Genomic DNA, 7,212 nt, shown 5'->3' on the forward strand with positions numbered 1-7,212 from the left:
GGCGGCGGAGCGCCGGGTCACCGCCGCGGGTGGCACGCTCGACGTCGAGCGCGGGGACGGGCACGGGGACGGGCGCGGCTGGACGCTGAGCGCGCGGCTGCCGACGGTGGGTGCCGCGTGACCGGCCCGGTGCGCGTGCTGCTGGCCGACGACCAGGAGCTGCTGCGGCTCTCGCTCGCGACCGTCCTGGGCGCCGACCCGCGCGTCGAGGTCGTCGGGACCGTCGGGGACGGGCGCGCCGCCGTCGACGCCGTGCTGCGCGAGCACGTCGACGTCGTCCTCATGGACGTACGCATGCCCGTGCTCGACGGCATCGCGGCGACCGCGCAGGTGGTGCGGCTGCGCCCGCGCACGCGCGTGCTCGCGCTCACGACGTTCGACCTCGACGAGCTCGTGCTGGCCGCGCTGCGCGCCGGGGCCAGCGGCTACCTCACCAAGGACGCACGCCCCGAGACGCTCGTCGAGGCGATCTGCGACGTCGCGGCCGGCAGCGCGGCGCTCGCGCCGACCGTGGCCGCGTCGCTCGTCGAGCACGTGCGGCGCGTGCCGGCGCCCCGGCCCGACGCGGTCGCGCGGCTGTCGCCCCGCGAGCGCGAGGTGTTCGACCTCATCGCCGCCGGGCGGTCCAACGGCGAGATCGGTGCCGCGCTGCACCTCACGCAGAACACCGTGAAGACGCACGTGCGCGCGGTCCTCACCAAGCTCGACCTGCGCGACCGCGTGCACGCCGTGATCTACGCGTACGAGAACGGCCTGGCCGGGCCCGCTCACCCCGCGGGGTGAGGGCCGCCCGCCGCGCGGGGTGAGGTGCGGGCCGGTGCGCGGCTGGGAGCGTCGACCGCGAGGGCCGCCGCGGCCCGGCGAGGAGAGCAGCACCATGACCGCACGGGACACCCGCGCACCCGAGGGCACCACGCCCGTCCCCGACGACCTGCCCAACGCGCTGCCCGACGCGACCCTGACCCCGGACCGCGACCCGCGGCGGGTGCTCGCGTGGTTCGTCGGGACCCTCACGGCCGTCACGGCGGTGGCCCTCGTGCCGCTCGCGGTGGCCGGTGCGGACGCCGACGCGTTCAACGCGACGGTGCCGCTGCTGTCGTGGGCGCCCACGCTCGCGGCGTTCGTCGCGCACCTCGGCACCGGGCGTCGCACGCCGTTCTGGCGGTGGGCGGCGGTCCGCCCGCTGCGCACCGGCCGCGTGCTGCGCACGGCAGGGCTGCTGGTCGCGGTGTTCGTCGCGGTGCCGGCCGTGACCACGGCCGTCGGGGTCGCGACGGGTCTCGTCGCGTGGCGCCCGACCGACGACGCCGCGGCCCTCGCACCGCTCGTGCTGCCGTTCGCGCTCGTCGCGATGCTCACCGTCACGGGCGAGGAGATCGCGTGGCGCGGCGCCCTGCACACCACGCTCGCCCGGTACGGGCTGGTGCGCGCGACCGTCGGCATCGGCGCGCTGTGGGCGCTGTGGCACCTGCCGCTGCTGCTGGCCTACCGCGCGGGCGGCGCCATGACCGGGCGCGACGTCGTGGCCTCGATGGTCAACCTGCTGGTGGCCGCGCTCGTGATCGGCGCCGCGCGGGCGCTGTCGGGGTCCGTGTGGCCCGCGGCGTGGGCGCACGCGCTGCTCAACACGACGCTCGTGTACGCGTCGTCCAACCTCGTGACGCCCGCCGCCGAGCTGGGCGACGGCGCGTTCTGGGCGCTGCAGGCCGTGACGTGGTTCGTGCTGGGCGGCGCGGGGGCGCTGCTGCTGCGCGCCGCGGCGCGGCGGGCGGCGCGGGCGTAGCCGGCCGGCGCGGGGCTGCCCGTCGACGGCCGGCGTCCGGTCGTCACCCGACGGGCAGACCCCGCGCGCGCTCGCGCTCGACGAGGGACACGGCCGCCCAGCGGCGGCCGCCGGCGACGACGAACCCCGCCTCGGCGAGGTCGCGCAGGTGCGCGGTGACCGTCTCGGCGGGCAGCGCGCAGCGCTCCGCGAGCGTCGGGACGTCGCACGGGCCGTGCTGGGACAGCTCGAGCAGCACGAGCGCGCGGCGCGCGCCCGCGTCCTGCGAGACGTGACGGAGGGTGGGTCGGTGGTGCACCGGGCGGCGGCCCGGGCGTACGGGGGTGGTCGGGCGCGGACGCGCCACGGTCGTGCTCATGGGGGTGGTTCCGTTCCTGCGCGCGCTCGCCGTGGCGGCGCGCGGTGCTGTGCGTGCCCGGCGGCGGGGTGCCGCGGGCGTGGCCACGGCGCGCAGGGGTGCGCACGGGTCGCGGCCGGTCGCAGGCGGTTCACCGCGCACCCGACGTCGGGGGCGGACCGGTCGCGCCGGTGGCGCGGACCGTGGAGAGCCTGCTGGACGTGACACGAGCCCGGCACCATCGGTGCCGGGCTCGCATCCGAACTGCGCGCCCGGAGGGACTCGAACCCCCAACCTTCTGATCCGTAGTCAGATGCTCTATCCATTGAGCTACGGGCGCACGGCCCCGAGGAGCCGTCGAGAACTGTACAGGCCCACCGGCCGGGAGCCCAAACCGATCCAGCCTGACGTGGCCCGGATCACGTGCCGGCAGGGTGCTCAGCATGCTGACCGTCCAGAAAGAGACCGTTCGGGTAGGCGCTGGCACCCCCGCCCGTGCCCCGTCCGGGTGGCTCCCGCGCGAACCGGCTCCGCGCGGGTCGGCCCGTGTGCCACGGTGTCGTCCCGCTGCGCGGCCGACGACGTCCCGCACGTCACGAACGCGCGCGAAGGAGTGCCCGGGTGGAGGGTCGTCGGCACCACGCCCCACGCCGCCGCACGGGCACGCCCGGGGACGGCTCGCGGTGAGCGCGGCCGAGGTGCACGCCGCGCTGCAGGGCTGGGTTGCGCGGCTCGCCTCGCTGGGCGCCGCGGTGGTCCCGCGCCTGCGTCCCGCCCTGACGTACCCCGAGGCCGTGGCGCTCGCCGCGCGGCACGGCTACGAGGCCGGCGAGGACCTCGTCGCGCTGTGGACGTGGCACGACGGCACCACCCCCGGGCTGCCGCCCGCGCACCTCGCGCCCGGGCAGGAGTTCGCCCCGCTCGACGCGAGCCTGCGCCGCTCGCGGGAGTACCACGAGGCGTCGCTCGCCGAGGCGCGCGGCGACCGCCGCACGTGGCAGGCGCACTGGGTGGTCGCGGTGCACGGGCACGCGCTGCCGCTCGTGCTCGACGGGTCGCGCCCCGGCCCGGACACGTTCCGTCACGACCCGCACGCGCACCCGCTGCACGTCGCGCGCTCGACGCTCGCGCAGCGCGTCGCGCGCTGGCACGAGATGGTCGACACGGGCACGTGGCGCGTCGCGCGCGACGGCACGTGGGACGTCGACCTCACGCACCTGCCGGCGGTACCGCACGCGCACCGGCAGGACCTCACGTGACCGCGGCGCCCCACGTGGCGGCGGCGGCCGCGTCGCGCGGGTGAACGCGCGGCCCCGCCCTGGGCGGTGTCGGCGCCGCTCCCTAGACTCGCGGCCGTGACGACCCGCACGTTCGCGCAGGCCTCCCACCTGGGCGAGGACGGTCTGACCCTCGGCCTGGCCCCCGCGCTGACGCCCGCCGGGCTGGTCGCCGACCCCAGTTTCTTCCACGGGTTCGCGGCGCACCCGCAGGTGCTCGCGCGAGGTCTGCTGACGCTGGCCGACGTCAGCGCGACCCGGTACTTCCAGTACACGCCCACCACGCAGCGCGACCCCGTGCTGACGGCGCACGGGGACCGGCTGCGCGCCGAGTGCTTCTCGGCGTGCAACAGCGTGTACGCGCGGCTCGACCTGCTGCCGGACGCGTTCGACTCGGGCGAGGCGTCGCACGGCACGACGAACGTCGACATCGGCCTCGCGACGCGCACGGCGCTGTCCCGCGTGGGCCGCGAGCGGCTGCTGCACCTCGACGTCGGCAGCGGCGGCCTGAGCGTGTCGAGCCCGCAGGAGACGGTCGCCGAGCGGCCCGTCGAGATGCCTGGGCGCTGGGTGCGCGCGCTCGGGAACGTCGCCGAGCTGCACCACGGGCTCGCGCCCGCGTTCACGGTCGGCGCCGCGCACGCGCGCGCGTTCGTCGCGGCGCTGCCCGCCGCGACCGGCACCGGGCGCACGGGCTGGCTCGTCGCGGGCCCGGCCGGGGTGCGCGTGGCGGCGCGGCCGACGCGCGGCGGCGTGCACGTGGCCGGGCTGCACCGCCTGAGCGCGGCCAAGCGGCTGCTCACGCACGTCACCGGCATGACCGTGCACGGCGGTGCCGAGCCGGGCGCCGCTGCCGTCGAGCTCGCGCTGCCCGGGGCACGCCTGGTGCTGGGGCTCACGGACGAGGCGTGGCGCGGCCACTCGGGTGAGGGGTCGCTGCTGGCGGCGCTCGCGGGCGCGTCGGTCGTCGAGGACGCCGACCTGGTCGCGGCGCTGCTCGCGTTCGAGCCCGTGGTCGACGTGCCGCGCCTGAGCCGCGAGTCCGCGCTCGACGACGCGCGCGTGCGCGCCGCGCTGGCCGTGCTCGCGGCAGACGGCCGCATCGGCTGGGACCTGCACGACGCGGCCTGGTTCCACCGCGAGCTGCCGCACGACCCCGCACGCGTCGAGAAGGACAACCCGCGCCTCGTCGGCGCCCGGCGCCTGGTCGCCGACGGCGCCGTCGTGCGCGTCGCCGACGGCTGGGCCGTGCGCAGCCGCACGCCCGGCTCGCCCGACCACCACGTCGCACGGGACGGCGGGGTCGCGCGCTGCACGTGCCCGTGGTTCCTCGCGCACGGCACGGGCCGCGGCCCGTGCGCGCACGTCCTGGCCGTCCAGATCCTCACGGAGGACCCCGCATGAACCCCGCGCTCGCCGCCGCCGTCGACGTGTTCCGCACGCTCGGCTGGGACCGCGCGACCCTCGACGACGCCGAGACCCTGCCGCTGGGGACGCCCGAGCAGCAGCGCGTCGCGCGCGACGGGCTCGCGACGGGCGAGTGGGGCGCGTGGGGCCACCTCGACGGGAACACGTACGGCTGGATCAGCGGCATCGACGTGGACCGGACGATGCTCGCGGTGTTCGCCGTGCGCGTCGGGGTCGACGCGAAGCGGTCGGCGGCGCTGCTGCCGGGTACGCAGGCGGTCGACGACGAGCGGGCCACGCGGCTGCTCGCGGCACGCGGTCCGACGTTCGCCGCGCAGTTCGTCGAGGCCGCGTGCCGCGCGGACCGGCGGCTGTGGGAGCACTCGACGAGCGTGCACGCGGGCGCTGTCGTGCGCCTCGTGGACCTGCACGACCTGCCCGTCCCGGCGTCGGTCGAGTACCTGCGGGACTGGGCCGTCTACGCGCAGGGCGCGCTGACGGGCGAGGGCGAGCTGTTCCCGCGCGAGCGCGGCTGGTGCCCGCCGCGGGTCGTCACGCGGCGCCTGCCCGAGCACGTGCGGCAGGCCGTCGCGCTGGGCGTGCCCGCGACCGGACCGTTCGGCGCCGTGGTGCCCGCGGCGGTCGAGCAGGGGCTGCTGGACCACGACGAGGCGGTGACGCTCGTGCTCGCGGCGCTGGACTCCGCGCAGCGTCCCGGCGACCGCAAGGCGTGGGCGCAGGTGCTCACCGGTCCGCTCGGCGTCACGGGCGACGCGCTCGTGCCGCACGCCGACGCGCTGGTCCCGGTGCTCGCGCACGGCGACTCGGCGGTCGTCGAGGCGATCGCCCCCGCGCTCGTCGCGGGCGTCACCGAGGACCTGCTGGCGGACGTGCTGACCGTGAGCCTGCTGGTGCGGACCAAGAAGGTGCTGCGCCTGCTGCTCGCCGAGGCGGCACGGCGCCCCCGGCCGTCGGACGACGTGGTCGCGGCCGTCGCACCGCTCGTGCTGCCGCACGCGGGCGTCACCGACCGCACGCTCGCGCGCGCGGCCACCGCGCTGGCCGATGCGTGGGGCATGGCGCCCGACCCGGACGACGCCTCGGACGACGCGCCCGTCGGCGGCCTGTGGCAGGACCCGCCGCCCGTGTGGGACGTGCCGCGCCTCGACGTCGGCGAGCCGTCCGCCGCCGCGCTCACGGCCGCGGCCGCGACGCTCACGGGGCGGCCCGACGGCGTGGTCGACGTCGAGGTCGAGCGGTTCCTCGCGCTCGCGAACGCGGTCGCGCACGCCGACGTCGCCGCGGCGCGCACCGCGCTCGGCGGGGTCCGCACGTCCTGGGTCGCGGGCCTGCGGTGCGTGCCGTCGTGGGTCGCGGGCGAGCCGTCCCCGCTGGCCGACCGGCCCGCCGACCCCGAGCGGTGGAACGCCTCCCCGCTGGTCTGGGACGTGCTGCACGCGCGCGAGGCGTCGGTGGTCGCGCGCCTGGGTGCGGCCCCCGTGCTGCTGTCGACGCCCACGTGGGTGGACCTGCGCATCGACCCCGCGGACCTGGTGGTGCGGCTGCGCGCGTACGCCGACGCCGGCGCGACCGCGGCCGAGGCCGACCTGTTCCTGGCGATGCTGCGCGCCGACGGCGCGCTCGTGACGGACGACGTGCTCGCGGCGCTCGACGCGCTGCCCGTGCCGGTGGTGCTGCAGGACGGCACCGACGCGGGCGTCACCGCGGGCCCCGCGCTGCGCCGCCACCTCACCGACCCCGTGCGCGAGCCCGCGCTCGAGATCGACCCGCAGCGGCGACGCTGGAGGCCCGCGACGCCGGCCGTGCCCGCGTCGCTCGACGCGTTCCCCCGCCGCGTCGGCGCCAACCGGTACGCGCACCCGGGGTTCGAGACGTTCCCGACCTGGGGCGACGCCGCGGGGCGTGCCGTGGGGGCGGCCGAGGACGCGGCGTCCGGGCTCGTGCTGCGGCAGGCCGTGCGGCGCGCGACGCCGCTGCCGCCCGGCACGGCCGTCAACCTGCTCGCCGCGCAGCGCGGGTTCCACGCGGTCGCGGCGCCCGACGGCACGACGGCCGTCATGGAGGCCTGGGAGCGCGGGCTGCTGCGCCCCGGCGTGCCCGACGTGCGCCTGCTGGACTGGGCCGAGACGCCGTCGAGCCTCGCGGCGCTGGCCCGTGCGCTGCGCGAGCTCGCGGGCGAGGGTCTGCTCGCGGTGGTGTGGCTCGTGCTCGACGACGTGGTCGCGGCGTCGCTGCGCGCACCGCGCATGCTCGCGGGCACGGCCGACGTCGCCGAGGCCGTGCAGGCGCTGCTGCCCGAGGTCGAGGCCGCGGTCGCGGCGGGCGTCGCCGACGCCGGCGTGCTCGCGCTGCCGGGCGTGCGCGCGCTGGCCGGGCGCGGCGGGTCG

6 protein-coding genes and 1 tRNA gene are annotated in these 7,212 nt (G+C 78.3%); 5 read left to right on the forward strand and 2 right to left on the reverse strand.

What is annotated here, in order from left to right:
- The first annotated feature begins 117 nt into the window (after positions 1-117).
- Positions 118-783, forward strand: a complete 666-nt coding sequence (locus tag CS2_RS17165) for a response regulator (RefSeq protein ID WP_046529968.1) — start codon at positions 118-120, stop codon at positions 781-783.
- Positions 784-877: 94 nt separating this feature from the next.
- The gene (locus tag CS2_RS17170) at positions 878-1,783 is read left to right on the forward strand and encodes a CPBP family intramembrane glutamic endopeptidase (RefSeq protein WP_070320893.1); all 906 of its coding nucleotides are present in this window, start codon (positions 878-880) and stop codon (positions 1,781-1,783) included.
- A 43-nt stretch (positions 1,784-1,826) separates the two neighbouring features.
- On the opposite strand, the gene CS2_RS17175 is transcribed toward CS2_RS17170, so the two are convergent.
- Positions 1,827-2,141 (reverse strand): helix-turn-helix domain-containing protein, encoded by a 315-nt coding sequence (locus CS2_RS17175; RefSeq protein WP_070320894.1) that lies wholly within the window; start codon positions 2,139-2,141, stop codon positions 1,827-1,829.
- Positions 2,142-2,387: 246 nt separating this feature from the next.
- A tRNA-Arg gene (locus CS2_RS17180) sits at positions 2,388-2,460 on the reverse strand.
- A 343-nt stretch (positions 2,461-2,803) separates the two neighbouring features.
- Between CS2_RS17180 and CS2_RS17185 the strand changes: the two genes are divergently transcribed.
- The 3 genes from CS2_RS17185 to CS2_RS17195 all read left to right on the forward strand — a co-directional run.
- Positions 2,804-3,379, forward strand: a complete 576-nt coding sequence (locus tag CS2_RS17185; protein ID WP_070320895.1) for an SMI1/KNR4 family protein — start codon at positions 2,804-2,806, stop codon at positions 3,377-3,379.
- A 96-nt stretch (positions 3,380-3,475) separates the two neighbouring features.
- Positions 3,476-4,801, forward strand: a complete 1,326-nt coding sequence (locus CS2_RS17190; protein WP_070320896.1) for an SWIM zinc finger family protein — start codon at positions 3,476-3,478, stop codon at positions 4,799-4,801.
- On the forward strand, positions 4,798-7,212 hold a 2,415-nt coding region (locus CS2_RS17195), incomplete at its 3' end, for an amino acid adenylation domain-containing protein (protein WP_070320897.1). The genes CS2_RS17190 and CS2_RS17195, both read left to right, overlap by 4 nt.

The organism is Cellulomonas iranensis NBRC 101100 = JCM 18110 (assembly GCF_001552375.1).
In the GTDB taxonomy this organism is placed as follows: domain Bacteria; phylum Actinomycetota; class Actinomycetes; order Actinomycetales; family Cellulomonadaceae; genus Cellulomonas; species Cellulomonas iranensis.

Excerpts from the sequence above, each read along its gene's own strand:
- CS2_RS17170 (WP_070320893.1), top strand. The coding sequence starts at position 878 with ATGACCGCACGGGACACCCGCGCACCCGAGGGCACCACGCCCGTCCCC.
- CS2_RS17175 (WP_070320894.1), bottom strand. The coding sequence starts at position 2,141 with ATGAGCACGACCGTGGCGCGTCCGCGCCCGACCACCCCCGTACGCCCG.